The 25,204-nt window shown below is 61.1% G+C and carries 20 protein-coding genes; 7 read left to right on the top strand and 13 right to left on the bottom strand.

Annotation, left to right across the window (positions count from 1 at the left end; all coding sequences use genetic code 11):
* Nucleotides 1-99 precede the first annotated feature (99 nt).
* The gene (locus HMPREF2765_RS01465) at nucleotides 100-1,905 is read left to right on the top strand and encodes a glycoside hydrolase family 13 protein (RefSeq protein ID WP_070604089.1); all 1,806 of its coding nucleotides are present in this window, start codon (nucleotides 100-102) and stop codon (nucleotides 1,903-1,905) included.
* Nucleotides 1,906-2,045: 140 nt separating this feature from the next.
* Here the strand turns inward: HMPREF2765_RS01465 and HMPREF2765_RS01460 are convergent, their stop codons facing one another.
* On the bottom strand, nucleotides 2,046-3,020 hold the full coding sequence (locus HMPREF2765_RS01460) for an AEC family transporter (RefSeq protein ID WP_049356382.1): 975 nt from the start codon (nucleotides 3,018-3,020) through the stop codon (nucleotides 2,046-2,048).
* A 302-nt stretch (nucleotides 3,021-3,322) separates the two neighbouring features.
* Here HMPREF2765_RS01460 and HMPREF2765_RS01455 point away from each other — a divergent pair, with 302 nt between their 5' ends.
* A complete protein-coding gene (locus HMPREF2765_RS01455; protein ID WP_049341814.1) occupies nucleotides 3,323-3,808 on the top strand; it encodes a hypothetical protein in 486 nt (161 codons plus the stop codon).
* 194 nt (nucleotides 3,809-4,002) lie between these two features.
* On the opposite strand, the gene HMPREF2765_RS09235 is transcribed toward HMPREF2765_RS01455, so the two are convergent.
* The 6 genes from HMPREF2765_RS09235 to groES form a co-directional block, all read right to left on the bottom strand.
* Nucleotides 4,003-4,164 (bottom strand): hypothetical protein, encoded by a 162-nt coding sequence (locus tag HMPREF2765_RS09235; protein WP_168163554.1) that lies wholly within the window; start codon nucleotides 4,162-4,164, stop codon nucleotides 4,003-4,005.
* Nucleotides 4,165-4,365: 201 nt separating this feature from the next.
* Complete coding sequence (gene guaA, locus HMPREF2765_RS01450) at nucleotides 4,366-5,958, bottom strand: glutamine-hydrolyzing GMP synthase (RefSeq protein ID WP_012903093.1); 1,593 nt, start codon at nucleotides 5,956-5,958, stop codon at nucleotides 4,366-4,368.
* 220 nt (nucleotides 5,959-6,178) lie between these two features.
* Nucleotides 6,179-7,309: a GuaB3 family IMP dehydrogenase-related protein gene (locus HMPREF2765_RS01445; RefSeq protein WP_005505070.1), complete on the bottom strand. Its 1,131-nt coding sequence runs from the start codon at nucleotides 7,307-7,309 to the stop codon at nucleotides 6,179-6,181.
* Between the two features lie 145 nt (nucleotides 7,310-7,454).
* Nucleotides 7,455-8,972 carry an IMP dehydrogenase gene (gene guaB / locus HMPREF2765_RS01440; RefSeq protein WP_070604088.1) on the bottom strand — a complete coding sequence of 506 codons (1,518 nt, stop codon included), beginning with the start codon at nucleotides 8,970-8,972 and terminating at the stop codon, nucleotides 7,455-7,457.
* Nucleotides 8,973-9,278: 306 nt separating this feature from the next.
* Nucleotides 9,279-10,865: a chaperonin GroEL gene (gene groL / locus HMPREF2765_RS01435; protein ID WP_049327584.1), complete on the bottom strand. Its 1,587-nt coding sequence runs from the start codon at nucleotides 10,863-10,865 to the stop codon at nucleotides 9,279-9,281.
* 106 nt (nucleotides 10,866-10,971) lie between these two features.
* The gene (groES, locus tag HMPREF2765_RS01430) at nucleotides 10,972-11,259 is read right to left on the bottom strand and encodes a co-chaperone GroES (protein WP_005505066.1); all 288 of its coding nucleotides are present in this window, start codon (nucleotides 11,257-11,259) and stop codon (nucleotides 10,972-10,974) included.
* Between the two features lie 226 nt (nucleotides 11,260-11,485).
* On the opposite strand from groES, the gene HMPREF2765_RS01425 reads away from it, so the two are divergent.
* Both HMPREF2765_RS01425 and HMPREF2765_RS01420 read left to right on the top strand, forming a co-directional pair.
* On the top strand, nucleotides 11,486-12,976 hold the full coding sequence (locus HMPREF2765_RS01425; RefSeq protein WP_246824905.1) for a class I SAM-dependent methyltransferase: 1,491 nt from the start codon (nucleotides 11,486-11,488) through the stop codon (nucleotides 12,974-12,976).
* Between the two features lie 305 nt (nucleotides 12,977-13,281).
* Nucleotides 13,282-14,430: a glutamate--cysteine ligase gene (locus HMPREF2765_RS01420; protein WP_070604086.1), complete on the top strand. Its 1,149-nt coding sequence runs from the start codon at nucleotides 13,282-13,284 to the stop codon at nucleotides 14,428-14,430.
* A 122-nt stretch (nucleotides 14,431-14,552) separates the two neighbouring features.
* Here HMPREF2765_RS01420 and tsaD read toward each other — a convergent pair whose 3' ends face one another.
* From tsaD to alr, 5 genes are all read right to left on the bottom strand, one after another.
* On the bottom strand, nucleotides 14,553-15,653 hold the full coding sequence (tsaD, locus tag HMPREF2765_RS01415; RefSeq protein ID WP_049341808.1) for a tRNA (adenosine(37)-N6)-threonylcarbamoyltransferase complex transferase subunit TsaD: 1,101 nt from the start codon (nucleotides 15,651-15,653) through the stop codon (nucleotides 14,553-14,555).
* Nucleotides 15,654-15,810: 157 nt separating this feature from the next.
* The gene (gene rimI, locus HMPREF2765_RS01410; RefSeq protein ID WP_049346428.1) at nucleotides 15,811-16,365 is read right to left on the bottom strand and encodes a ribosomal protein S18-alanine N-acetyltransferase; all 555 of its coding nucleotides are present in this window, start codon (nucleotides 16,363-16,365) and stop codon (nucleotides 15,811-15,813) included.
* Complete coding sequence (tsaB, locus tag HMPREF2765_RS01405) at nucleotides 16,366-17,226, bottom strand: tRNA (adenosine(37)-N6)-threonylcarbamoyltransferase complex dimerization subunit type 1 TsaB (protein WP_070604085.1); 861 nt, start codon at nucleotides 17,224-17,226, stop codon at nucleotides 16,366-16,368.
* 23 nt (nucleotides 17,227-17,249) lie between these two features.
* On the bottom strand, nucleotides 17,250-17,855 hold the full coding sequence (tsaE, locus tag HMPREF2765_RS01400) for a tRNA (adenosine(37)-N6)-threonylcarbamoyltransferase complex ATPase subunit type 1 TsaE (RefSeq protein WP_060824446.1): 606 nt from the start codon (nucleotides 17,853-17,855) through the stop codon (nucleotides 17,250-17,252).
* On the bottom strand, nucleotides 17,855-19,168 hold the full coding sequence (gene alr, locus HMPREF2765_RS01395) for an alanine racemase (protein WP_070604084.1): 1,314 nt from the start codon (nucleotides 19,166-19,168) through the stop codon (nucleotides 17,855-17,857). Before alr ends, tsaE begins: the two co-directional genes overlap by 1 nt.
* A gap of 138 nt (nucleotides 19,169-19,306) precedes the next feature.
* Between alr and HMPREF2765_RS01390 the strand changes: the two genes are divergently transcribed.
* From HMPREF2765_RS01390 to HMPREF2765_RS01380, 3 genes are all read left to right on the top strand, one after another.
* The gene (locus HMPREF2765_RS01390; RefSeq protein WP_049363214.1) at nucleotides 19,307-20,569 is read left to right on the top strand and encodes a glycosyltransferase; all 1,263 of its coding nucleotides are present in this window, start codon (nucleotides 19,307-19,309) and stop codon (nucleotides 20,567-20,569) included.
* Nucleotides 20,570-20,597: 28 nt separating this feature from the next.
* Nucleotides 20,598-21,380 carry a phosphatase gene (locus HMPREF2765_RS01385; protein WP_070604083.1) on the top strand — a complete coding sequence of 261 codons (783 nt, stop codon included), beginning with the start codon at nucleotides 20,598-20,600 and terminating at the stop codon, nucleotides 21,378-21,380.
* A 509-nt stretch (nucleotides 21,381-21,889) separates the two neighbouring features.
* Nucleotides 21,890-23,371 (top strand): sugar transferase, encoded by a 1,482-nt coding sequence (locus HMPREF2765_RS01380; protein ID WP_044150222.1) that lies wholly within the window; start codon nucleotides 21,890-21,892, stop codon nucleotides 23,369-23,371.
* A gap of 223 nt (nucleotides 23,372-23,594) precedes the next feature.
* Here HMPREF2765_RS01380 and HMPREF2765_RS01375 read toward each other — a convergent pair whose 3' ends face one another.
* A complete protein-coding gene (locus HMPREF2765_RS01375; protein ID WP_070604082.1) occupies nucleotides 23,595-25,181 on the bottom strand; it encodes a bifunctional ADP-dependent NAD(P)H-hydrate dehydratase/NAD(P)H-hydrate epimerase in 1,587 nt (528 codons plus the stop codon).
* Nucleotides 25,182-25,204 lie beyond the last annotated feature (23 nt).

The following is a 25,204-nucleotide window of genomic DNA, read 5'->3' as shown; positions in this document are numbered from 1 at the left end:
GGGGATCCGGCACAGACATTCCGGTCCCCCTCGCCCTATACTTCAATCACAGACACCTTTTTCCTCTTCGGCGTAACCCGCCGGTACAGAAAGGCAATTATGAGCAACTCCGAGGCATACGAGGTTCCCTCCTACGAGGGCCGCCAGTGGTGGAAGGAAGCCGTGGTGTACCAGGTGTACCCCCGCTCCTTCAACGACGCAAACGGCGACGGCATCGGCGATCTGAAGGGTATCACCGAGAAGCTGCCCTACCTGGCTAAGCTGGGCATCAACGTCATCTGGCTCTCCCCCGTGTTCGATTCGCCGAACGTGGATAACGGCTACGACATCTCTGACTACTTCGCCATCATGAGTGACTTCGGCACCATGGAAGACTTCGACGAGATGCTTGAGACCGCCCACAAGCACGGCATCAAGATCCTGATGGACCTGGTCGCCAACCACACCTCCGATGAGCACCCCTGGTTCAAGGAATCTCGCTCCTCCAAGGACAACCCCTACCGCGACTACTACATTTGGCGCGACCCCAAGGGCTTCGACGAGGACGGCAACCCGATTCCTCCGAACAACTGGGCGTCCGAGTTCGGTGGCCCGGCGTGGGAGTGGGATGAGGCGACCGGCCAGTTCTACCTGCACATCTTCTTCAAGGAGCAGCCCGACCTGAATTGGGAGAACGAGAAGGTTCGCGAGGACCTGTACTCCATGGTTCGCTGGTGGCTGGACAAGGGCGTTGACGGCTTCCGTCTGGACGCTATCAACATCATCTCCAAGCCCGAGGGCTTCCCGGATGATCCCTCCACCGACTTTGAGAAGCACACCTCCTCGATTCCGTTCGTCATCTCCAACGGCACCATGGTGCACCCGTGGATGAAGGAGCTCACCCGCGAGACCTTCAGCCGCTACGACGTGATGACCGTGGGCGAGACCAGCGCAACCAGCCCCGAGGACGCTAAGCTGTGGGCTGGCTACCACACCGGTGAGCTGAACATGATCTTCCACTTCGATCACATGGGCGTGGATAACGACCCGAACGGCTCCCTGGGCGGCAAGTGGTCCTACGCGCCGTACAAGCTGACCGAGCTCAAGCGCATCCTGAACGACTGGCAGACCACTCTGGAGGGTAACGCCTGGGGTTCGCTGTACTGGAACAACCACGACCAGCCGCGCGTGGTCTCCCGTTTCGGTAACGATTCGGATGAGTTCCGCACCCTGTCCGCTAAGCAGCTGGCGACCACCCTGCACTTCATGCAGGGCACCCCGTACATCTACCAGGGTGAAGAAATCGGCATGACCAACGTGAAGTTCGATTCGATTGAGGATTACCGCGATGGTGACTCGATTCGCTTCTACGAGGACATGCACGTTGACCACAAGCGTCTGAGCCACGAAGAGGCGATGCAGGCTATCTACATCAAGGGTCGCGACAACGCTCGTACTCCGGTTCAATGGGATGCTTCCGCTAACGGTGGTTTCAGCCCCGAGGGCGTGACCCCGTGGATTGCTGTGAACCCGAACTACCCGGCGATTAACGCTGAGGCTGTTCTGGCTGATGAGGATTCGATCTTCTACCACTACCAGCAGCTGGTGGCTCTGCGCCGCGGCAAGCTGAAGGACCTGATGGTTTACGCATCCTTCGCTCCGGTGGATTCGGTTCAGGTTCCGCACAACGAGGACGAGGCTGTGTACGCGTACACCCGTACCGGTGGTGCGGATGGCAGCCCCGCGAACGAGTCTTTGCTGGTTGTTTCGAACTTCACCGCTGAGGAGCAGGAGCGTGACTTCGCCCTGCTGAACGAGGCTCGTGAGGCTGGCGCTCGTGTTGAGCTGGTGAGCTCCAACTACAAGGACGATGCGGGTTCGACCCTGCGCCCCTACGAGGCGAAGGTGTACCACATCGTACGCTAAGCGCTGTAGCTCGTTGAGTGCTACCGCGTGCCGATAAGGTGAATAGACAGTAGAAGGAGGGTGAGGCTTATGCCCCCGCCCTCCTTTTGCTGTCTTTTTGTTGTCTTCTTGGTGATCCCGGCGTGCTTTCTTGGCTCTGTTTAGCTGGCGAATACGAGCTGCAGAATCGGTACGGCGAGCGCAATCATTCCCACGCTGACGACCGCCCCGGCGGCAATGACGGGGGCCGCGGTTCCTTCGTGCCGGTAGTGGGTTTCTAAGATGACGATGTTCGCGGCTGGCGGCAGGACCGCAAGGATGAAGAGCACCTGCGGATGCGCGAGCAGCTGGTCGAAGTGCACGCCCGCCGTATCGTGTGCCCAGCGGGCAAGCGCCAGCACGCCGACGCTGTAGACGCTCACGAGCCCGGCGCGTAGGAGAGCCCATCCGGCGGCGCGGGTCAGGTCGGCGCGGTGCAGTTTGGCGGCGCCGAGCCACATGCCCAGCACGATCATTCCGATAAAGCTGAAAACCCAGGTGAGCACCCGGTAGAAACCCGCCCCGTGCTGGCTCAGGATGGGCCCGGCGGGCAGGCAGAGCAGTCCCACCACCACGGCGATAACGGGCGGGCTGGTACGCAGACCCCGCAGTACGGTGCGGAGGGTTCCGCCACGGCTCCTAGCGGCTCGTGCATCCGGTGCGTTGCCCTCCCCTACCCCGGCCTCTGTCTTGGAACCACCGCGTAGCAGCGAGGTGCCCAGGATATTGCCCATGATGGAGTTGCCGATATACGCGCCAATGTACACGCGCACGGCTTCCTCGCCCCAGAATCCGGCAACCACAGGGATGCCGAAGAGTCCCGCGTTCAGGTAGACGAAGGCGAGCTTCTGCACGGGGTCGCCGGTGATGCGCCCGGCACAGAGCACGCCGAGGAGCATCAACACCATGGTGGAGGCGGCGACAAAGAACAGTTCGGGACGGCTGGTTGCGACAGTGTAGATGATGACGGCGGGAATGATCCAGCGGGTCAGCAGGGTTGAGGCGTCTTCTTTGAGGCGGGTGCTCCAGCGTTCGGGTAGCAATAGCGCGAGCCCCAGACCTATGCCTAGGTAGATGAGTGGGAGGATAATTCCCATGCTCGTTCCTTTCGCTGTAGCTCTGCTGTTTTTCGCCGCGATGGGGTGTGTCTAATAACCCTACCCTGAACCTTCAGGTTGAGGTTGACTATTTTTTCTCTGTGGTTTTCGGATTTTTCGCGTCATATTGCATCATATTCCGCTAAACCCTCGTTTTTTATGCGGTTCGCTTCTAGTCTTGAAATATAGAAAGAATATGTCCTCACCGTATTCTTTCAATCTATCGCCGACACTCATTTTCTCGCATCATTAGACGCGCTGTTGTTTCTTCTCATGCGAGGGTTAACGCTCAGGAGCCCGCAATGCAGCAACCGTATCTTTCTTCTCCTCCCGAATCTGGAGGCGTCCCCCACCGCTCTGCAAAGAACCCCGCGGAGGCACAGGGGCAGCACGCCGGTGTGCATATTCCGTGGCGCTCTTCTGCGGCCCCCTCAGCAGTGAACGCTTCGACTGCAGTGGCTGAGCCTGTTGTTGCTTCTGCTGCGCCCGTAGCGTCTATGAGCGGTCCTGAACGTACGTTTAGGGTCCCGCACCCGGTGCTGAGTGCTATCTCGTGGCTGATTGCGGCTGCGAGCGCTGCGTGGCTTGTGATTCTGGGCGTCTCGTTGGCGTTGAATGTCGCCTCGGGTGTGAGTCACGATTCTGAGTTTATGATGCTAACCTACGGCGTGTACATGGCGTGCGCGTTTGGGTTCTGCTGTTTTGGCACGTTTTTTGCTCTGCATTTTGGGTTGGGGTCGAGCGCTCATTGGCGTGATTCGATTCGTCACCCGAACCACCCGCACTAAACCGTTTTATTTCTTGGTGTAGTTTTTTAGGGCATTTATTTGGAGTGCGTTTTTATTTAGACTCGCGGTTTAAATAAATAGACGATTTTTTATAAATTCAAAAAAATATCCGCCCAGAAATTTTCTACATGTTCTTACGCAAGAAGCCGCCCGGCGCATCCACAACAGGATGCACCGGGCGGCTTACTTATAAGCTAAAAGTCTGGGGTTGGACGCTGCGCGGCAGAGCGTTCCGCCACTGGGAATTCTTTAGAACAGTTTGCGTCATCTGCAGGGGTGGGAAAACTGACGAAAAACTCATAGGGGGAGGATTCATGCTCTTGCTTTTGATTATGCTCGTTATCAGATTTTGACATCTTTAGCTCCTCCTTATGACGTCAGTTTAGTACTCTTGCACTTGTCAGACGAAGCATATATAAGCACATTATATTTCGTTCTTCCCTGGCACCTGTAACGTACATACGCACATAGAAGCCGCCCGGCGCATCCACAAACGGATGCACCGGGCGGCTCCTTCACGGGCTCCCAGCTACAAAGCTAGGTAGCCCAAAGCGGGATTACTCCCACTCAATGGTTCCCGGGGGCTTGGAGGTAACGTCCAGCACCACTCGGTTAACGTCCTTGACCTCGTTGGTAATACGGTTCGAGATCTTAGCCAGCAGGTCGTACGGCAGGCGCGACCAGTCAGCGGTCATTGCGTCTTCCGAAGAGACCGGGCGCAGAACAATCGGGTGGCCGTAAGTACGGCCGTCACCCTGAACGCCCACGGAACGAACGCCAGCCAGCAGAACCACGGGGCACTGCCAGATGTGCTCATCCTGACCTGCTGCGGTCAGCTCTTCACGCACGATAGCGTCAGCGGCACGCAGGGTCTCCAGGTTCTCGCGATTAACCTCGCCGACAATGCGGATGCCCAGGCCGGGGCCGGGGAACGGCTGACGTGCCACGATCTTCTCGGGAACGCCGAGCTCACGACCGATAGCGCGAACCTCGTCCTTGAACAGGGTGCGCAGCGGCTCAACCAGTTCGAAGGTCAGGTCGTCGGGAAGGCCACCCACGTTGTGGTGGCTCTTAATGTTTGCGGTGCCGTCGCCGCCGCCGGACTCGACAACGTCCGGGTACAGGGTGCCCTGAACCAGGAACTTGATGTCTGCGCCCTCTTCGCCAGCCTCGGCAATCAGCTTGCGCTGTGCCTCTTCGAAGGAGCGGATGAACTCGCGGCCGATAGCCTTACGCTTTGCCTCGGGCTCGGTGACGCCCTCGAGTGCGGAGAGGAAACGCTCCGACTCGTCAATGGTGATGACCTTAATGCCCATGGATGCTGCGTAGTCCTGCTCGACCTGTTCGCGCTCGCCTTCACGGAGCAGACCGTGGTCGATGAAGAAGCAGGTGAGCTGGTCTCCGACAGCCTTGTGCACGAGTGCAGCTGCCACGGAGGAGTCAACGCCGCCGGAGAGCGCGCAGATGACGCGGTCGCTACCGACCTGCTCGCGGATCTTTGCGACCTGCTCCTCAATAATGTTGTTGGTGGACCAGGTGGGCTTCAGGCCTGCCACATTGTAGAGGAAGTTCTCCAGGGCGACCTGGCCGTAGTCGGAGTGCTTCACCTCGGGGTGCCACTGCACGCCGCCGAGCTTACGGGACTCGTCCACGAATGCTGCCACGGATGCGCCGGGGGTCGTTGCCAGCACCTCGAAGCCTTCGGGGGCTTCGGTCACGGAGTCACCGTGAGACATCCACACGTTCTGGGTGGTGGGGGTGCCGGTCAGGAAGGAGGAGTTCTCAGCGCAGATCACAGCGTCGGTTGCGCCGTATTCGCGCAGACCGGTCTGGGCGACGGTGCCGCCGAGGGTCTGGGCCATGACCTGGAAGCCGTAGCAGATACCGAAGATCGGCACGCCAGCTTCAAACAGGGCCTTGTCACCCTTGGGGGCGCCATCGGCGTAGACCGAGGAGGGGCCACCGGAGAGCACGATGGCTGCCGGGTTCTTGGCGAGCATCTTCTCAGTGCTCATGGAGTGGGGGACGATTTCGGAGTAGATGCCGGCCTCACGCACGCGACGAGCAATGAGCTGTGCGTACTGTGCACCGTAATCTACCACCAGGACGGGACGCTCTTCGAGCTGGTCCAGGTTCACAGAGTTGGTCACGAAAATTACCTCAACGTGTTGGTACTAATCCGCGCACTTGCGCGGGGATATATCTATTTTACGCTATCGCTGTACGCCGCCGACGGTACGTAGCCGCTCCCCCATCCCGGGGTGCCGCTACATGCTCTAACGGGAGTAGAGCGTGCGTATAGAAAGCACCGCCCGGCGACCGGCAGACCACAAACCTGCCAACCGCCAAGCGGTGATTCATGAAGCTACCTTAGCCGCGGTACGCGGGGACCACGGTCAGGTCAGCCTTCTGGAACTTCTTCAGATCCAGGTAACCGCAGTTAGCCATTGCGCGCTTGAGCGCACCGACAATGTTGCTGGTGCCGTTCACGTGGTGCGAAGGACCGTACAGGACTTCCTCCAGGGAGCCGACAACACCCAGCGGGGTGCGCACGCCGCGCGGGAAGTCCAGCGAGTGCGCCTCGTTGCCCCAGTACCAGCCCTGGCCGGGAGCCTCGGATGCGCGAGCCAGCGGAGCACCCAGCATGACAGCGTCAGCGCCCAGTGCGAGAGCCTTCACCATGTCGCCGGAGCGGCCCAGGGAGCCGTCAGCAATCACGTGCACGTAGCGGCCGCCGGACTCATCCAGGTAGTCCGAACGTGCCGCAGCCACGTCGGCGATAGCGGTTGCCATGGGTGCGGAGATGCCCAGGCCCTGGCGGGTGGTCTGTGCGGAACCGCCGCCGAAGCCCACCAGCACGCCGGCTGCGCCGGTACGCATCAGGTGCTTAGCCTGCGAGTAGCCAGCAACGCCACCAACGATGACCGGAACGTCCAGCTCGTAGATGAACTTCTTCAGGTTCAGCGGCTCGTGCGAGGTGGAAATATGCTCAGCAGAGACGGACGCGCCACGGATGACGAACAGCTCAACGCCCGCCTTCACCACGGTCTCGTAGTGCTCCTGGGTGTTCTGCGGGCTCAGGGAGCCTGCAACGACCACGCCGGAGTCACGAATCTCTTCCAGGCGTGCAGTGATCAGTTCCGGCTTAATCGGCTCGGAGTAAATCTGCTGCATGCGGGTGGTTGCGGAGGCAGGGTCCGCCTCGGGCAGCTCGACAATCTCGTCAAGCAGCGGCTGCGGGTCCTCGTAGCGGGTCCACAGGCCCTCGAGGTTCAGCACGCCCAGGCCACCCAGCTTACCCAGTGCAATGGCAGTCGCCGGGGACATGACCGAGTCCATGGGCGCACCAATGATGGGGGTGTCGAACTTGAAGGCGTCAATCTGCCAGGAGGTGTCGACGTCGCGGCGGTCGCGGGTACGGCGGGTAGGCACCAGCGCCACATCGTCCAGGGAGTAGGTGGGGCGGGCGTTCTTGGAGAGGCCAATCTGAATTTCAGACATGGGGTGAATCCTTTCGAATTCGGTTTGAGGGGTGCCGCTGGGCGTTATTCGCGCCGATGCCCGCCCGATACCTGAACGGGTATAGGGCGGGCTCAACGGCGCATGGTGTGCACACCATGCGGCGAATCATCGTTGGTGATGCGTATTAGGCGCGGTAGTTCGGTGCCTCAACGGTCATCATGATGTCGTGCGGGTGCGATTCCTTCAGACCTGCGGGGGTGATGCGCACGAACTGACCCTTGTACTTGAGCTCCTCGATGGTGCGGGAACCGACGTAGAACATGGTCTGGCGCAGGCCACCTTCGAGCTGGTGAATCACTGCGGAGAGCGGGCCGCGGAAGGGAACCTGACCCTCAATACCCTCGGGGATCAGCTTCTCTTCGCTGGAGACGTCAGCCTGGAAGTAGCGGTCCTTGGAGAAGGACTTGTGGCGGCCGCGGGTCTGCATTGCGCCCAGCGAACCCATGCCGCGGTATGCCTTGTACTGCTTACCGTTCATGAAGATCAGCTCACCGGGGGACTCGGTGGTACCGGCAAGCAGGGAGCCGAGCATCACGGAGTCAGCGCCTGCAACCAGTGCCTTGCCGATCTCGCCGGAGTGCTGCATACCGCCGTCAGCGATCAGCGGCACGCCTGCCGGGATTGCTGCCTTAGCGGACTCGTTGATAGCGGTCACCTGGGGAACACCAACACCGGCGATAATGCGGGTGGTGCAGATGGAGCCGGGGCCAACGCCGACCTTCACGCCGTCAGCGCCGGCATCGATGATTGCCTGTGCGCCCAGGCGGGTTGCGGCCTGGCCACCGATGACGTCCACGTGTGCTGCGGCGGGGTCCTTCTTCAGGCGGGCGATCATGTCGAGCACGCCCTGGGAGTGGCCGTTTGCGGTGTCCACGAACAGTGCGTCAACGCCTGCCTCGACCAGGGTCATTGCGCGCTCGTAGCCGTCGCCGAAGAAGCCGATAGCGGCGCCGGCACGCAGGCGGCCGTCCTCGTCCTTGGTGGCGTTGGGGTACTGCTCAGTCTTGACGAAGTCCTTGAGGGTAATCAGACCGGCGAGCTTGCCTGCGTCGTCGACCAGGGGCAGACGCTCAATCTTGTTGTGGGACAGCAGCGCGAATGCTTCGTCCTTGGTGACGCTGGGGTGCGCGGTGACCAGCGGCATGGGGGTCATGATGTCGCGGACGCGAATGCCCTCGTAGTCGGAGCGGGAGATGTAGCGGATATCGCGGTTGGTGATAATACCTTCCAGCACGCCCTCTTCGCTGACGACGGGCAGACCGGAGACCCTGTAGTAGCCGCAGACCTCGTCGTATTCGGCGATGGTTGCGTCAGCACCGATGGTGACGGGGTTAATGATCATGCCGGACTCGGAGCGCTTGACGCGGTCCACGTGTGCAGCCTGGTCCTCGATGGAGAGGTTGCGGTGGATAACGCCCATACCGCCCAGACGTGCCATAGCGATTGCCATAGCGGAGTCGGTCACGGTGTCCATTGCGGCGGAAATGATGGGGGTGTTCAGGGTGATGCGCTTGGACAGGCGGGTGGAGGTGTCCGCATCGGAGGGAATGACGTCGGTGTTGCCGGGCAGCAGCAGCACGTCATCGTAGGTCAGGCCGGTGAAGCCGAAGGGATCCTCGGACAGAGCGGTGGGAATGGTCATTGTCTACCTTTCGGATGCTGGCTTCATCGGTGAGAAGCTCAGCCTATACGTTGCGTATGTCAAGATGCGGTACGACCCGTCTGCTCGCACCTCACAAGGTGGTTTGAGCGCAAACGGGAGCAGCTTACCTTCTATAGTAAACCGCTAAAGGTTTCTTTGCTGAGAAGCACTCATAGCAAGCGCCCCTCAGAGGGAGGCTGCCGGCAGGTTCTAGCACGCTCAGAGGCGAGCGCACCCGAGCCTACCGACAGCGAGTGCCCGGTACCGCCTCCATGATGGAGGGGCGGCACCGGGCACACACACTATTTAGTCTTCTTCAGTTTCTTCGGGCTTCTCAACCACCAGGGTCTCGGTGGTCAGCACCAGAGCCGCGATGGAGGAGGCGTTCTGCAGAGCCGAACGGGTCACCTTCACCGGGTCAATCACGCCGGCTTCGATGAGGTCCACGTACTCGCCGGTCTTGGCGTTGAAGCCGTGACCCACGGGCAGCTCGGAGACCTTGGAGACGATGACGTAGCCGTCCTCACCAGCATTCTCAGCAATCCAGCGCAGCGGCTGAACCAGGGCGCGGCGAACAATCTGTACACCCACGTTTGCGTCGTGGTTACCCAGGTCCATGCCGTCCAGTGCCTTCAGCGCGTGAACCAGTGCGGAACCGCCGCCGGAGACAATGCCCTCTTCCAGGGCCGCACGGGTGGAGGACACAGCATCCTCGATGCGGTGCTTGCGTTCCTTCGCCTCAACCTCGGTTGCGGCACCGACCTTGATAACGCCCACGCCGCCGGCGAGCTTAGCCAGGCGCTCCTTGAGCTTCTCGCGGTCCCATTCGGAATCCACGCGCTCAATTTCGCGGCGCAGCTGCTGCACGCGGTCCTCGATTGCCTCGGGGTCGCCGCCACCGTCCACGATGGTGGTGTGGGACTTGGTGACGGTCACGCGGCGTGCCGAGCCCAGGTGCTCCAGGGTGACCTGCGGCAGGTCAATGCCGAGCTCACCGGTCACGACGGTGCCGCCGGTCAGAATTGCCAAATCCTGCATGATTGCCTTGCGGCGGTCACCGAAACCGGGAGCCTTCAGAGCGACCACATTGATGGTGCCGCGCAGCTTGTTCACGACCAGTGCGGAGAGCGCCTCACCGTCAACGTCTTCTGCGATGATGGTCAGCGGCTTCTTCGCCTGAACGATCTTCTCGAGCACGGGCATGATTTCTGCGATGGTGGAAATCTTGCCCTGGTAGAGCAGCACGAGGCTGTTCTCCAGCACTGCTTCGCCGCGCTCAGCGTCGGTGACGAAGGAGGGCGAGAGGTAGCCTTTGTCGAACTGCATACCTTCGGTGATGTCCAGTTCGATTTCGGTGGAGGAGCCGTCTTCGATGGTGATGACGCCGTCCTGGCCGACCTTCTCGAAGGCGCGAGCCAGCAGCTCACCGATCTGCTCGGACTGGGCGGAGATAGCGGCAACGTGCGCCACCTCGGGGCCCTGCACGGGGCGTGCGTTCTCGAGCAGGCGTGCGGAAACAGCCTCCACAGCAGCCTCAATGCCGCGCTTGACGTCGGCGGGTGCCGCGCCGCTGGTAACATTGCGCAGGCCCTCGTTGACCAGTGCCTGTGCGAGCACGGTTGCGGTGGTGGTGCCGTCACCGGCTACGTCGTTGGTCTTGGTGGCGACTTCCTTCGCCAGCTGGGCGCCCAGATTTTCGTACGGGTCGTCCAGTTCAATTTCGCGAGCAATGGACACGCCGTCGTTGGTGATGACGGGTGCACCCCACTGCTTGTCGAGCACAACGTTGCGCCCGCGCGGGCCGAGGGTTACCTTGACCGCGTTTGCCAGCTTATCGACGCCAGCCTGCAGGGACTTGCGGGCGGCATCGTTGAATTCAAGCTGCTTAGCCATGTGTTCGCTACTCCTAGTGCGTCACAGAAAGGAAATTTTTAAGGGGCAGATGATAGCTCATGCGCCGTACCGGATGAGCGGTACGGCGCATGAGCATCTGAAAGTATTAGTCGACGATTGCCAGAACGTCGCGTGCGGAGAGAATCAGGTACTCTTCGCCCTGGTACTTAACCTCGGTGCCACCGTAGCGGGAGAACACGACAACGTCGCCTTCCTTGATGTCTACGGGAATGCGGTTGCCCTTCTCATCCACGCGGCCCGGGCCAACGGCGACAACGCGTGCTTCCTGCGGCTTTTCCTTCGCAGTTTCGGGGATGACCAGACCGGATGCGGTGGTCTGCTCAGCCTGCTCGATCTTGATAACGACGCGGTCTTCCAGGGGCTTGATAGCCATAATCGGTTCCTCCGGGTTGTGGATTTACGTTTGATGCGAGACAGCGGCGCAGTGGCGCGCCCGATGACTGTCTCGAGTGCTACCTCAACTCTAGTTTCACCTGTGCTTTCGGTCAAGAAAAGCACCCCTCTGCCGGGGTGTTTCACCGCAAGGCGAACGCTGAGCAAAAAGCTGGGCAAATCGGGCTCCCCACCTCTCAAAACCGGCACCCCGTAAAATGAGGAGCATGCCTATTCCCGCATCCCCTTTTACACCCGCCGCCGAGCTTCCGTTCAGCGCCGAAGCACTCGCGGCAGCCGACGAGCTCTACCCGCTGGGTTCAGATACGCTCAGCGCCGTTACTTCTTTGCGTTCGCGAGGTTTTAGCCCCGAGGAGTCTGCACAGATTATTTCGCTGGCGCAGGCTCGTACCCGTGCGCGCGCCAAGTTCGGCGAGCGCGCCCGCACGCTCATGATCACTCAGGAGGCGGCGGAGCAGGCAACCCGCCCGGTGATTGCGCACTATCGTGCTCAGCGTCTGCGCCCGGTTACCGGCACGGTGGCTGATTTGGGGTGCGGTATCGCCTCGGATTCTGCCGTGTATGCGGCAGATCGCGGTGCCGTGGTTGCGGTGGAGCTGGACCCGCTGACGGCTTCTTTTGCGGCGAAGAACCTAGAGTTTTGCCCGCAGGCGCGCGTGTATTCGGGGGATGTGACCGATTATGCGCACGGTGAGCTTTTGGACGCAGCCGGTGAGCCGGTGGGCATTGTGTGGATGGACCCGGCACGCCGCGAGTTGCGGGGCGCGAAGAAGGCTCAGACGGAGCGTCTTTTTGATCCGGAGGCGTTCTCTCCCCCGTTCTCGTTCGTGCTGAATCTGGCTCGTACGGGCGTGCCGATGGGCGTGAAGTTGGGCCCCGGTTTTCCGCATGAGGGCATCCCCTCACCCGAAGATATTGCGTCGGAGGCGAACCCCAACCCGCGCGTTGAGGCGGAGTGGATCCAGTCGGAGGGTTCCCTCGCCGAGTTGGTGCTCTGGTTTAACGCGCTGGCTCAGGAGGGGGTGGCTCGCACGGCGACCTCTGTGCATGAAACCCCTGCGCGCGAGATGCCTGCGGAAGAGGCTACCCCCAACGAAGGCTCCACCGAAGGATCCACCGGAGGCACCGCCGAAACCTGCGCCCTACTGCCTCCCTACGAGGCGGTGAACTTCCGCAGCCCCTTGACGGCGGAAGAGGCACAGCAGAGCGTTGACGTTCCGGTGTCCCTACCTCAGCCCGGTGAATACCTGTTGGAGCCTGCCCCGGCGATTGTGCGCTCGCACCTGGTCGCTGAGTTTGCGCAGAGTATTGGCGCGCACCTGCTGGATGAGCACCTGGCGTACCTGTGTTCTGCCGAGCCGGTGGCGCATCCGCTGGTTGCCTGCTACGAGGTGCTGGAGGAGATTCCCCTGCAGGAGAAGCAGCTGAAGCATTGGGTGCGTGAGCAGGGCTTTACGGCGCTGACTATTAAGAAGCGTGGCGTGGATATTGTTCCGGAGCAGTTGCGGGCGCGACTACTGGGTTCTGCGGGTTCTAAGCCTTCCAAGAAGAAACAGAAAAAGAACGCTAATTCTTCTTCGGGTACTCAGGAGTCCTCGTACCGTCCGGCAACGCTGGTCTTTACCCGCATCGGTTCGGGTAGGGATTCACGACGCGTCGGCTGGCACGTGCGCCCGCTCCAACCTCGCCAGCCCTAACTAACCAGCCTTGACTACTCAACCCTGACTGCCCAGCCCCGAGGACAGGTTACCGTTCATGACGATTCATTACGGTACCGTTCCGGATTCTGCACTCGACAGGGCACTGGGAACCGCAAGACCGTACACTAGATACGGTGCCGGATAAAGATACTGTGCCTGATCAAAGATACGCGGCCTAGTAGAGGTACTCCCTCAAGGAGCCAGCTCTCACAGGCTAGCGCACAGCCGGGCAGAGCCCACCGATAATCGCTTCCGCAGTCGGCACTGTGCACGACACTATTTCCAGACGCAGGAAAGGCCATATGATCGACTTTGCTTCCTCCCCGCAGTCCACTCTCGGCGTGGAATGGGAGATTGCGCTTATCGACCGTGAAAGCGGCGCACTGACCCAGCGCGCCAGCGAGGTGCTATCCATCCTGCGCGAGCGCCGCCCCGAGCTGCTTGAGCCCGCCTCCGACCGGGCGCACGTGACCGGCGAGTTCCTGGAGAACACCCTCGAGGTGGTGACCGGCATCTGCCGCACCGTCGCTGAGGCGTGCCGTCAACTGCAGGAGCTCACTGACATCATCCGTGAAATCACCGATGAGCTCGGCATTGAGTTCTACCCCGCCGGCACTCACCCCTTTTCCCACTGGGCTGACCAGCCGGTCGTGGCGAAGGAACGCTACCAGCGTGTGGTCGAGCGCGCCCAGTATTGGGGTCGCCACATGGTCATTTACGGTGTGCACGTGCACGTGGGCATTGACTCCCGCGATAAGGTTCTGCCGCTTATTGACGCGCTGACCAACTACGGTCCGCATCTGCTGGCGCTTTCGTGCTCTTCCCCGTACTGGGATGGAGTCGATACCGGTTACGCTTCGCACCGCACCCAGCTTTACCAGCAGCTGCCCACGAACGGTCTGCCCTTCCACTTTGATACCTGGGAGCAGTACAGCGAGTACCTGGAGTCACTCGTGGCAACCGACGTGATTAACGACCCGAGCGAGGACCGTTGGGATGTTCGCCCGGTTCCGCGTTACGGCACTATTGAGATGCGTTATTGCGATGGCCTCGCCTCCCTGCCGGATGTTGCGGCGATCGTGGCGTTCACGCAGTGCCTGGTGGAGTACTTCTCCCGCCGTATTGAGGCGGGTGATAGCATTGAGGTGCTCGCCCCCTGGCACGCGCAGGAGAATAAGTGGCGCGTTGCCCGCTACGGCCTGGAGGCTAAGATCGTGGTCTCCAACGAGCCGGCACAGCGTACCCTGCGTGAAGATTTTGAGCTGCTTCTGCCCAAACTGGAGCCGGTGGCACGCGACCTTGACTGCGAGGTAGAGCTGGCGCAGGTGCGCCGCATCCTCGCCGAGGGTACGGGCTCGGATCGTCAGCGTGCGGTCTTTGAGAAGACCGGCTCTCTGCGTGAGGTAGCGCTGGATGTTGCCGCGCAGTCTCGTGCGCGAGCGCTGCGTTAGAGCCGCCCCCAGCTAAAGTTTGAATACAGAAAATGCCTCGGCGCAGTCCTTTGTGAGACTGTGCCGAGGCATTTCTATGAGTATTTTCGAGGCGAGCCGCATCAACGGGCTCGCATTGCTGTTTAGAAGCAGACAGTGGTCACCGGCAGAGAGGAGTCCGTCGTGAAGTCCACGCCCGAGGGCTCACGACCGGCAGCGACCAGGCGGGCACCCAGCGCCGCAACCATCGCGCCGTTATCGGTGCACAGGGTGAACTTCGGGATAATCAGGCGCACCCCCTCGGAGGCGCATCGGGCGGCAAGCAGCTCACGCAGACGCGAGTTAGCCGCCACGCCACCGCCGAGCAGCAGGGTCTTCATGCCCTGCTCGCGGCAGGCAAGCATCGCCTTCTTGGTGATGACGTCCACGACCGCCTCCTGGAAAGACGCGGCGATATCGGCAACCGGTACCTCTTCACCGGCCGCTTCAAAGCTTTCAATCACGCGCGCCACGGCGGTCTTCAGGCCGGAGAAGGAGAAATCGTAGCGGTGCGCACCGGGCTCCTCGGCGGTGCCCATAAACTTGCGGTTCGACAGGCCGCGCGGGAACACGAAGGCGTTGCGGTTACCCTCGGCGGCGGCGCGATCAATCGCGGGGCCACCCGGGTAGTCCAGACCCAGCAGTCGGGCGACCTTGTCGTAGGCCTCGCCTGCGGCATCGTCGAGGGTTGCGCCGAGCAGACGCACATCGGAGGTAATGTCGCGCACCTGCAGGATTTCGGTGTGACCGCCAGATACCAGCAGCGCACCCAGACCACCGGAACCGGCATTCGCCAGCAGGTCGGAGCCGTCCTCGGTGCCGTTATCCTCAAGCAGACCAACGCCAACGTGGGCGACCAGGTGGTTAATGCCGTAGAGGGGCTTGCCGGTGGCAATAGCGAGCGCCTTCGCCGCGGAGACACCCACCATGAGTGCGCCCGCTAGGCCGGGACCCGCGGTGACGGCGATAGCGTCCACCTGATCGAGGGTGATGTCCGCTTCGGCAAGTGCCGCTTTGAGGGCGGGAATCATGGCGTCCAGGTGAGCGCGGGAGGCGATTTCGGGGATCACGCCGCCAAAGCGCACGTGCTCTTCCATGGAGGAGGAGATGGTGTTGCTGAGCAGCTGTGCACCGTGCACAATGCCGATTCCGGTCTCGTCGCAGGAGGATTCGATGCCCAGAACGAGGGGTTCGCGAGTGCTCATAGTTCATCTTTCTGTTGCGCTGTCTGCGCGTAGTGCTTCTAGTTGCAGTGAGGTAAGGATGCCGTGGCGTAGGGATGCTGTGGCGTAGAGGGCAAGTGTAGAGAGCGGCGAATGCTCGCCCCTATTGAGGGGATTGCCGTTTAGCCCAACGGACTATTTAGAACGTACATTCCATAATGATGGCGTCGGTTCCGTCATCGTAGTAGCCGCGGCGTACGTGAATCGCACGGTAGCCGTTGCGTTCGTAGAGGCGCTGAGCGCGCGGGTTGTCGGCACGCACCTCCAGCAGGATGCGCTCGGCACCCTGCTCGCGGGCACGCTCGTGCATCTGCTCAAGCATGGCGCGGCCGAAGCCGTTGCCCTCATATTCGGGGAGCACGCCGATGGTTTGAACGTCGGCGGTGTCGGCTACGACCATGGTTCCGCAGTAGCCGATAGTGCGCCAGCTGCCCTCGTCGCTTTCCGGGTTCTCCACCGGCAGCTCGAGCATGTAGTAGGTGCGGGTCGGGTGGATCAGCTCTTCGAGGAACATGTCGATGTGCCAGGCGTCGGCGGGGAACAGGGCGGTTTCCATGCGGTGCATGGCCTGCACGTCGGCAAGTTCGGCAACGCGCAGGCGGGCGCCCAGAGCCAGGTTACTCAGTGCCAGATTATTCAGCGCAAGGTTATTCAGTGCCAGGTCGTCTCGCACGATATTTTCGGTAGCGCTCATTTAGCTCTCCTTCTGCGCGGCAGTCTGCGCAGCCTGTGCGGCGGACTGCGCGGCCTGCTTCTGCTGGCGGGCGAGCATTGCGGCGGGGACCTTTGCGTCCGAGTCGCGCAGGTACTGGGCGGAGGTGTCCTCGCTCAGGTTCTCTACGCCCAGGCGTGCCGCGGCGGCAACCAGGTACTCGGCGTGGGGGTGAACCTCGCGGGCAGAATCAACGATGGTCCAGCCGTGCTCTTCGAGGGCCTCGGCGTACAGGCCAGCACCGTAACCGTAGGCATAGGAGGGAGCCCCACCGGGCAGAATTTCGGAGGCGGGGCATACGTTCGGGCCGTCCACCAGGCTGTAGCCTTCGGCATTCACGCGGTAGCGGGCGGAGTAGACTTCGCGGCGGCGCGCGTCGGAGAGTACGAGCAGCTCAGCACCTTCTACAAGCTCAGCACTTTCAGCAGAGGCGAACGCTCGTTCTACGTTCTCTTCCCCGGCTGTATCTCCAGCTGCGCCCCCGGCAGCTTCACTGGCAACCACGCCAGACACAGCACGCTCAGCCAGGGCGGTCAGGCTCATCATGCCGTACACCGGCACCGACCAGGCAAAACCCAGAGCGCGCGCAGTAACGATACCGGCGCGAAGACCCGTAAAAGGTCCCGGACCGGTACCGGTCAGAATCGCATCCAAATCTTCGCCGCGCACGCCAGCGTCCTGCAGGGCCGCCTGCGCGTAGGGGCCCATCACCTCGGCGTGGGAGCGGGTATCTTCACTCTCGTAGTGGGCAAGGATTTCGAAGGACGCACCGGCTTCGGAGCCGTGCACACGGGCGAGCGCCACAGATGCGGTGGCGGATGAATCAAGGGCAAGTACTAGCACCCTATCATTCTAACGCGCGGGCTCTAGGCGCTCTGCAGGGCCTCTTTCAGGGCGTCAAAAGCGTGCTCCCAGCGGGGGCCGAAGGCGCGCACCCGCAGCAGGCGAGGTTCGGGGGTGTCCGCGTCCTCGTCGCTTTCGTCCTCGTCTTCGTCGTCCCAGCTGAACTCTTCGGCGCCCGAGTAGGCGAAGCGTGCATCCGCGCCGGTCAGGCGGGTGAAGTCCAGCTCCAGGCGGGAATCGCTCAGGTGCTCAGCTTTATCGCGGCCCCACTCAATGACGGTCACAGAGCGCGGCAGGGAGAACTCCAGATCCAGGTCGTCGAGCTCTTCGGCGCTGGAGAGGCGGTAGGCGTCCACGTGCACCAGGTCGGGGCCGCCGGGGCGGGGGCCGTCCGGCAGGTTCGGGTGCACGCGCGAGAGCACGAAGGTCGGTGAGATAACGCCTTCGCGCACGCCCAGGCCTTCACCCAGGGAGCGGGTGAACGTGGTCTTACCCGCACCAAGCTCGCCCGAGAGCAACAGTACGTCCCCGGCGTTCAGGTGCTGCGCCAGGGTGAGCGCCAGGCGGCGGGTATGGTCGGGGCCGGTCACATCCAGATCGAGTGCGGCAGAAATGTACTCAGCGCTCATTAGCCCTCCTGCTCCTGCCCGGTACCCCACAGCTCGTTCAGCTCAGCTTCAACCCAGGAGCCGCCAACGTAGAGGCGCTCCACGCGGGACGAAATGCGGGTCACGATTTCGTAGTTAATGGTCTGCGCAGCATCCGCCCACTCTTCCACGGGCGGGTTCTCACCGGCACCAAAAAGGATGGCGGGCGCACCCAGGTAGCCCAGGGCGGGGTCGCTCAGGCCGGGTTCGCCCAGGTCAACGACCATCTGGTCCATGGCGATGCGGCCGACCACGCGGTAGGTCTTACCTTCCGTATTGTTAGGCACGGAGCCGTTCTCCGCGTTCTGCGCGCCCGGGTAGATGCGCACCGGCGCGTTCTCCGCAATGCGCGGCACGCCGTCAGCGTAGCCGAGCGGCACCAGCGCCAGGGTGGTTGCCTTGGGAGTGTGGTAGCGCAGACCGTAGGAAACGCCCTGACCTGCAGGAACTTCCTTCACGGCGGCAATGTAGCTACTCACCGTCATGACGGGCTTCAAACCCAAGTCTTCAGACGTAACACCCGGCAGCGGGGAAAGACCGTACAGAGCAAGGCCGCAACGCACACCGTCACCGAGCAGACGCTCCTCCGTATCCCAGCCCTCCAGGGAGGCGGTCAGGGTCGCCGGCGAGTTCGCCAGGTGCACAATCTTCGGGTCCAGGCCAGCCTCGCGTGCCTGGGCCACAAACGTATCCAGGGTATCGAGCTGCTGTGCAGTCTCGGCGCGGGTCGGCTCATCCGCAACCGCCAGGTGGCTAAAAATACCTTCAACCGTAATCAGACCGGCTTCCTCCAGGGAGGCGGCGCGAGCCACCAGTGCAGGCCAATCCGCCGCGGTAGCACCGTTACGACCCAGACCGGTATCAGCCTTCAGATGCACGATAGCGCGCTCGCCGGTGCGTTCAGCGGCGGCGGCTACCGCCTCCAGGTCCCAACCGGAAACACCCAGACGGATCTTCTCCTGCAGAGCCGCCTCAAAATCGGTGGAGGGAGTGTGCAGCCACGCCATGAGCGGCGCATCAATACCGTCAGCACGCAGTTCCAGCGCCTCGTTCACGTGCACCACACCCAGCAGGTCAGCGCCGGCTGCAATAGCCGAACGTGCCACCGGGTACGCGCCGTGACCGTACGCATCCGCCTTAATCACTGCAATGAGCACGCGGTCGCCAATGAGTTCCTTGAGTCGGCGCACATTATGTTCCAGCGCGTCAAGATCAATCGTGGCGCTACGTTCCACCTGGCCGGGAGCGCAGGGCGGGCAGTAAAGCGGTTCGGCAGGCTGCTGAGGGTGAGTCATGGTCCTTCGTTTCTGACGGGCGGGTACTACAGGCTGTACTTGAGCAGCCTCTCTTCTACTAAATTCTAGACCTCCCGCTGTGCGAAAGTCCTGTCGCGCTACACTAGGTCAGGTACCCCTTTAGAGAGGAAAGCATCGATGAGCACTCTGCCGCCGGTTCGGACGGTTCACGTGTATTCCATGCACACCGACCCTTTTGCGCAGCCCGGTAGCGGAGATGCAGGCGGCATGAACGTCTATATTGCCCGGTCGGTGCATGCCATGCTGGAACTGGATCCGGAGCTGCGGGTTGAGGTTTTCACCCTGGATCGCGGTGAGGCGCTTCCGACCGATTCGCCGTTCCGTCAGCCTCCTCAGCCCGGCGAGCGCCTTGTGCGCCACAGTCTTGATCTGCCCTCCGCCCGTGGTCTTTCGAAGAACGAGCTGGCTGCGGTCACCGATGATTTTGCGCAGGCGTGCGTCGAGCAGGCACTGTACACCCCGGATATTATTCACGCCCACTATTGGCTGTCGGGTCAGGCTGCGGCTCGTGCATCCGACCTGTGGTCGGCTCAGGGCGTTGGCTTCCCGGTTCCTGTTCTTTTTACTCCGCATACGACGGCTGCTGCCAAGGATGCGCGCCGCGGCGAAGGTGAGGCGCCCGAACCCGAGGAGCGCTATGCCGCCGAGCGCCTGATGAGTAGCTCCGCGAGCCGGGTGATTGTGAATACTCCCCTGGAGGCGCAGCAGATGGGCGAGTATTACGGTACGGACGCGCAGAAGCTTGCCACTATCCCGCCGGGTGTTGACACCTCGATTTTCCATACGATTCCTGGCGTGCATCCGCTCAATGACACCTCTGAGACTCGTTGCCGCATTGTTTTTGCCGGTAGGCCTCAGCCGTTGAAGGGCCCGCATCTGCTGGTGGAGGCACTCGCGCTGCTCCCCGATGACTTGCAGGTGGACGTAGATATTATTGGTCGTTCCGATTCGGATTATGAGCGCCGCCTGTTGCAGCGTGCAGCTGAGCTGGGTGTGGCGGATCGGGTGCATTTGAAGGACCCGGTTCCGGCGTCTGAGTTGGCGAACATTTTCCGTGCCGCCGATATTGTGGCGTCCCCGTCCTCATCTGAGACGTTCGGTTTGGTGGCGCTGGAGGCGCAGGCATGCGGCGCGGCGGTGCTCGCTACGGATGCTGACGGTCTGCGCTATGCGGTGGAGAACCACCGTACGGGTCTGCTGGTGGCGCCTCGTACTCCGCAGCGTTGGGCTGCGGCTATTGAGCGTCTGGTGCGTGCCCCGTATCTGCGTCATTCGTTGGGTGCGAACGCCGCGGCGCGTGCCCGCACGATGGGTTGGGATCAGACGGCGCGCCGAACCCTTGAAGCTTATGCCGAGGTACGTCAGGGTATCTCGCAGTAATGTATTTTTCACGTTGTGAGGAGTTTTAATGTCTTTCTCCATGAGCCGCGATGAGTTCGCCGCGTACCTGGATTCGGTGCGTATTACCGGTGAGGTAGCGACCGCCCGAGAGAATAACCTGGACCATATTCAGGGTTTCCTGGATGGTAATGAGCACCTTGAGTTTGGTGTGCAGTGGACCCGCGAGTGGGATTACGATTCGGTGTTTGAGGTGATGGTCCGCCGCGCGGGTCTGAACCCGGACCGTTCGCATACTCACGGTCAGGACACTATTGGTGCCGAGCAGTGCATCAGCGCGCTGGAGGAGTACGCCCGTATCTTTGGCGAGGCGGTGCGTGCGGGTTCTCGTATTCTGTTTGCGACCGGTCACCCGGCGGGTCTGTTCCCCATGTACGCGGTGATGGCTGCGGCGGCGAAGGCTGCTGGTGCTGAGGTTCTTCAGATTGAGGAGGGCGAGCGTTTCCTGGACGGCGACGTCCGCCAGATTATGGATGTCGTGATGTTTGAGCAGTACGGCAACCTGCAGCATACGCATTTCCCCGGCCCGATGCGCATCGCGCTGGATCAGTTGAAGGCGCGTGGCGTGACCCCGGACCTGGTGGTTTCGGATCACGGTATGGGTGGTTATGCGGCGTCTACTCGTAAGCTGCTGACGATTGGCATTGCGGATTGTAATGATCCGGGTCTGTTTGTTGCGGCTGAGCAGGGAGATTTGCCGGTGTGCGTGCCGATGGACGATAACGTTCCGCCGCGCCGTTATGAGCCGATGATTGATTTCATTTTGGATCGTGCGGGGCTTGAGCGTCCTTAATGTCCCTTTTACGCCGTGTGCGTAGGGTTTGTTATTGAGCCTCCGGGGTTTGTCTTTTTATATGCCGGTTATTGTTTTTCTGCAGGTGCGTGAAACATACCGGTAGTTTTGGGAGTTTCTTAGCTCCACTAGGCATTCTTCCCGGAGGCTCTTATTCTCTTCTTTTTCTGTGATTGATTTCATCACACCGGAGCGACTTTGCCTCTTCATTCTTCGAGACGGAAGACCCCCGACCCCGTAGAATAGTTTACGGAACACGTTTATGCGCTCTGTGGGCTCATATAACGCTCCACTAGGCGTCTTACCAGCGCCTTTGCCGTAGTCTCTGCCATTATTTTCACTCAGTAAGATTAAGGGTTCACTCATTCATCAGGACAAAGACTAGGACACGATTCCCTATTCACCGATAATTAGGGGTAAATGTGCCTATTCGCCGCTCTCAGTCCACGACACAGGACAAATTTCCGGGGAAGATTACACCGTTGAAAGTACAAGATCGTCTTAAAAAAATGTGGGGTTCAGACTTCGTCGTCAAGCGAAGCTGGCATCCCAAGGTTCAGCGTGCCCTTTACTTTGGCGATTTTCTCGCCATTGCTATTGCGGTTGTCGCTGCGCATCTGATTCGTTTCGGGTGGGAGAATGCTGACCTGCCCTATGTGAACGTTTGGCCTATTAACGCCCTGGATGGCCGTATTCCCGCTATTGATTACATCTTCCTGGGCGTTGGTATGGTTGTCGGCTGGTGGTTTATCCTCCAGGTGAACGGCTCCCGCAGCCTGCGCATCATGGGGTTCGGCACTGAGGAGTACCGCCTCATTACTCGCGGTACTACTTACTTTTTCTGCCTGCTGATTATTGTGGCGTTCTTCCTTAAGGTTGACGTCACCCGTATGTACCTGCTGATTGCTTACCCGCTGGGTCTGTTCCTTCTGCTCGTTGAGCGTTGGCTGATTCGTCAGGGTCTGGTGCGTTCGCGTACTCGCGGTCGTGCGTTGACTCGCGTCATGATTATTTCTGATGTGACGACCGGTCAGCACCTGTACAAGAACCTGAAGGATGTGGTTGCTTCCGGCCTGTCCCCCGCTGCGTTCTACCTGCCCGGTTTCACCCCGGGTACTACTGTTGCTGGCGCTCCGATTCCGGTGCTTGGTTACAGCACTTCTCCGGCTGACATTATGGAGGCCATCCGCGAGAACGATATTCACATGGTCGCGGTTACGAATGGTCACCACTTGAGCCCGGATCAGGTTCGTCTGCTGGGTTGGAAGCTTGCTGACGCGCATATTTCGCTGATTATGGCTCCTGCGACGACCGATATTGCTGGTCCGCGTATGCACATGCAGCCGCTGAATGGTCTGCCGCTGGTGCACGTGTCGACTCCGCGTATTACCGGTCTGTCGGCGTTCTTCAAGCGCGCTGTGGATGTTGTGTCTTCGGGTCTGGGTTTGATTCTGCTGTCTCCGCTGTTCCTGGTGGTGGCGCTGCTGGTCAAGCGTGATGGCGGTCCGGTCTTCTTCCTGCAGAACCGTGTGGGTCTGAACGGTGAAATGTTCAAGATGGTGAAGTTCCGTTCGATGCGTACTGACGCCGAAGAGGTTAAGAAGCGCCTCCTGGAGCAGAACGAGGGTAATGGTGTGCTCTTTAAGATGAAGGACGACCCGCGTATTACCCCCATCGGCAAGTTCATCCGTAAGTACTCGATTGATGAGTTGCCTCAGCTGTGGAACGTGTTCATTGGCGATATGTCGCTGGTGGGTCCGCGTCCTCCGCTGGTTGAGGAAGTTGAGCAGTACGAGGACATTGCGTACCGCCGTCTGCTGGTGAAGCCCGGTATTACCGGTCTGTGGCAGGTTTCTGGCCGTAGTGACCTTTCTTGGGAAGAGTCGGTTCGTCTGGATCTCTACTATGTTGAGAACTGGTCGCTTACCGGTGACCTCATTATTCTTCTGCGTACTGTCCGTGCGGTTTTCGCTAAGGAAGGCGCGTACTAAGAAGAGTTGGGGGTCTCTCGCTGGTATGTATGCCGTTTTTGAAGATGCTGTTCCGGCACAGGCAGCTTGGCATCATCCATTGATATAAACGCACAGAAGGGGCGTGAATCCATTTCCGGTGGATTCACGCCCCTTCTTTGTGTCTTCTGCCTAGTTCTTTGAGAGACGCTCAGGGGTCGCCTGAGGGCGTTAGCTTGGAGGCGGCGTACTGGGCGCCTCTGCCCTATTCGGCGATGAGTCGCGCAATGACTTCGGGGAGCATATCCGCGACGCGGGTTGCCGGGGCGGGACCCAGCAGCGCGTCCTTGACGCTTCCGGTGGTGCTGGCGCGTGCGGCTTCACCGTGCAGGTAGACTGCGAGCGCACCGATGGAGGCGTAGGTGCAGTCTTCCAGGGCTTCTCCGCGGACGTCGAAGGCGGCTACGGTTTGGGCAAGCAGGGCGCCGTAGATGCCGGTGAGGGTGTCGCCGCTGCCTGCGGTGGCGAGCCAGGGGCTTCCTCCGGCAACGCTGTAGGTGGCGCCGTTGGGTGCCGCAATGAGCGTGTAGCCGCCCTTGAGCATGACAGTGGCGCCGGAAAGTTCGGAGGCGGCGCGCACCCAGCGGAAGGGTTCTGCGTCGATATCCTTGCGGCTGGGTACGATGGCGTCGCCCAGGTGCTTCTTCCAAGTTTCGGGGGCGAGCTCGTGCACGATACGCAGGAAGCGTTCGAGCTCTGCGGCGTGCGGGGTGAGGATTTTGTGGGAGCCGAGGTGCTTACCGGTTGCCAGGTATTCTGCCGCCAGGTCGCAGGCGCCCGCGTCGAGGATGGCGGGTTCGGGCGAGTGGAGCAGGTAGCGGTTCTTGTCCAGCGAGTCGTGGCTAGAGCCGGAGCCGCCGGCCCAGACGGTGACCCTCTGCAGGGCGGGGGCGCCACTGAAGTAGACGGTTTCGGGGTTGTGGGCAATCATGAGCTGGCGTAGCTCGTGGGAGTTGGCACCGAAGCGAACCATACCAACGCCGGTGTTGAGGGCAGCACGCACACTCATGAGGGCTGCGCCGGGGTATTCGAGGCTTCCAGTGAGCATGCCGAGTACGCCGCGAGTGTACTTGTGGGAGTGCTCGTCGGGGATTTCGATGAGTTCGCGGTAGTCTTCGCGGTCGAGAACACGCAGGGCGGGCTTGTGGGCGTCGAGGGCTTCGGGCACGCCCAGGTCGTAGAGTTTGATGTCTCCGGAGTGGACGCTGTGGCTGGTGCCTGCCGGCAGCTTGTGACCGATGAAGGTGACGGTGCGGTCGGCACGCAGGGAGGGTTCGTGCACGGTTCCGCGGTTGTTGTCGACTCCGGAGGGGGTGTCGACGGCGAGGACTGCGCCGAGCTTACCGTCGAGCTGCGCGGCGCGGAGTACGCCAAGGTATTCACCGGCGCTACCGCGTACGGCGCCGCTGGAGCCGGTACCCAGGATGCCGTCAATGGTCAGGTCGTAGCCTGCAAGCTGTTCGAGGGTATGTTCGGGGTCGAGCACGCGGGTGCCTTCGCCGCCTTCGCGGGCGATGAGTTCGAGGTTCTTTTCGCTGGAGTCGAAGATGACTGCATCAACGCGGTGTCCCTTGGCGCTGAGGCGGGCGCCGGCGTAGATGGTGTCTGCACCGTTGTTGCCCGGGCCGATGAGCAGCAGGATTTTTGCTGTGTCTTTGCCGTGGAGTAGCTCCTGTGCTTCGGCTGCGACGGCGTCTGCGGCGCGTTGCATGAGGTAGCCGTCGTAGTCGGCGGCTTCGATGTAGGGCTTTTCTGCTTCGCGTACCTGGGAAGCAGTGTAGATGAGCTTCATTGCTGTCTCCTTGGGTGGCACCG

The organism is Rothia sp. HMSC062H08 (genome assembly GCF_001810775.1).
Taxonomy (GTDB): Bacteria; Actinomycetota; Actinomycetes; order Actinomycetales; family Micrococcaceae; genus Rothia.
This window is presented reverse-complemented; position numbering and strand designations above follow the sequence as displayed.

Excerpts from the sequence above, each read along its gene's own strand:
- tsaE (WP_060824446.1), bottom strand. The coding sequence starts at position 17,855 with ATGAGCGCTGAGTACATTTCTGCCGCACTCGATCTGGATGTGACCGGC.
- HMPREF2765_RS09235 (WP_168163554.1), bottom strand. The coding sequence starts at position 4,164 with ATGTCAAAATCTGATAACGAGCATAATCAAAAGCAAGAGCATGAATCC.
- groL (WP_049327584.1), bottom strand. The coding sequence starts at position 10,865 with ATGGCTAAGCAGCTTGAATTCAACGATGCCGCCCGCAAGTCCCTGCAG.
- rimI (WP_049346428.1), bottom strand. The coding sequence starts at position 16,365 with ATGAGCGCTACCGAAAATATCGTGCGAGACGACCTGGCACTGAATAAC.
- alr (WP_070604084.1), bottom strand. The coding sequence starts at position 19,168 with ATGACTCACCCTCAGCAGCCTGCCGAACCGCTTTACTGCCCGCCCTGC.
- guaB (WP_070604088.1), bottom strand. The coding sequence starts at position 8,972 with ATGACCATTCCCACCGCTCTGTCCGAGGATCCCTTCGGCTTCACCGGC.
- HMPREF2765_RS01455 (WP_049341814.1), top strand. The coding sequence starts at position 3,323 with ATGCAGCAACCGTATCTTTCTTCTCCTCCCGAATCTGGAGGCGTCCCC.
- HMPREF2765_RS01425 (WP_246824905.1), top strand. The coding sequence starts at position 11,486 with ATGCCTATTCCCGCATCCCCTTTTACACCCGCCGCCGAGCTTCCGTTC.
- HMPREF2765_RS01445 (WP_005505070.1), bottom strand. The coding sequence starts at position 7,309 with ATGTCTGAAATTCAGATTGGCCTCTCCAAGAACGCCCGCCCCACCTAC.
- HMPREF2765_RS01380 (WP_044150222.1), top strand. The coding sequence starts at position 21,890 with ATGTGGGGTTCAGACTTCGTCGTCAAGCGAAGCTGGCATCCCAAGGTT.
- HMPREF2765_RS01375 (WP_070604082.1), bottom strand. The coding sequence starts at position 25,181 with ATGAAGCTCATCTACACTGCTTCCCAGGTACGCGAAGCAGAAAAGCCC.
- HMPREF2765_RS01385 (WP_070604083.1), top strand. The coding sequence starts at position 20,598 with ATGTCTTTCTCCATGAGCCGCGATGAGTTCGCCGCGTACCTGGATTCG.
- HMPREF2765_RS01420 (WP_070604086.1), top strand. The coding sequence starts at position 13,282 with ATGATCGACTTTGCTTCCTCCCCGCAGTCCACTCTCGGCGTGGAATGG.
- HMPREF2765_RS01460 (WP_049356382.1), bottom strand. The coding sequence starts at position 3,020 with ATGGGAATTATCCTCCCACTCATCTACCTAGGCATAGGTCTGGGGCTC.
- HMPREF2765_RS01390 (WP_049363214.1), top strand. The coding sequence starts at position 19,307 with ATGAGCACTCTGCCGCCGGTTCGGACGGTTCACGTGTATTCCATGCAC.
- tsaD (WP_049341808.1), bottom strand. The coding sequence starts at position 15,653 with ATGAGCACTCGCGAACCCCTCGTTCTGGGCATCGAATCCTCCTGCGAC.
- groES (WP_005505066.1), bottom strand. The coding sequence starts at position 11,259 with ATGGCTATCAAGCCCCTGGAAGACCGCGTCGTTATCAAGATCGAGCAG.
- HMPREF2765_RS01465 (WP_070604089.1), top strand. The coding sequence starts at position 100 with ATGAGCAACTCCGAGGCATACGAGGTTCCCTCCTACGAGGGCCGCCAG.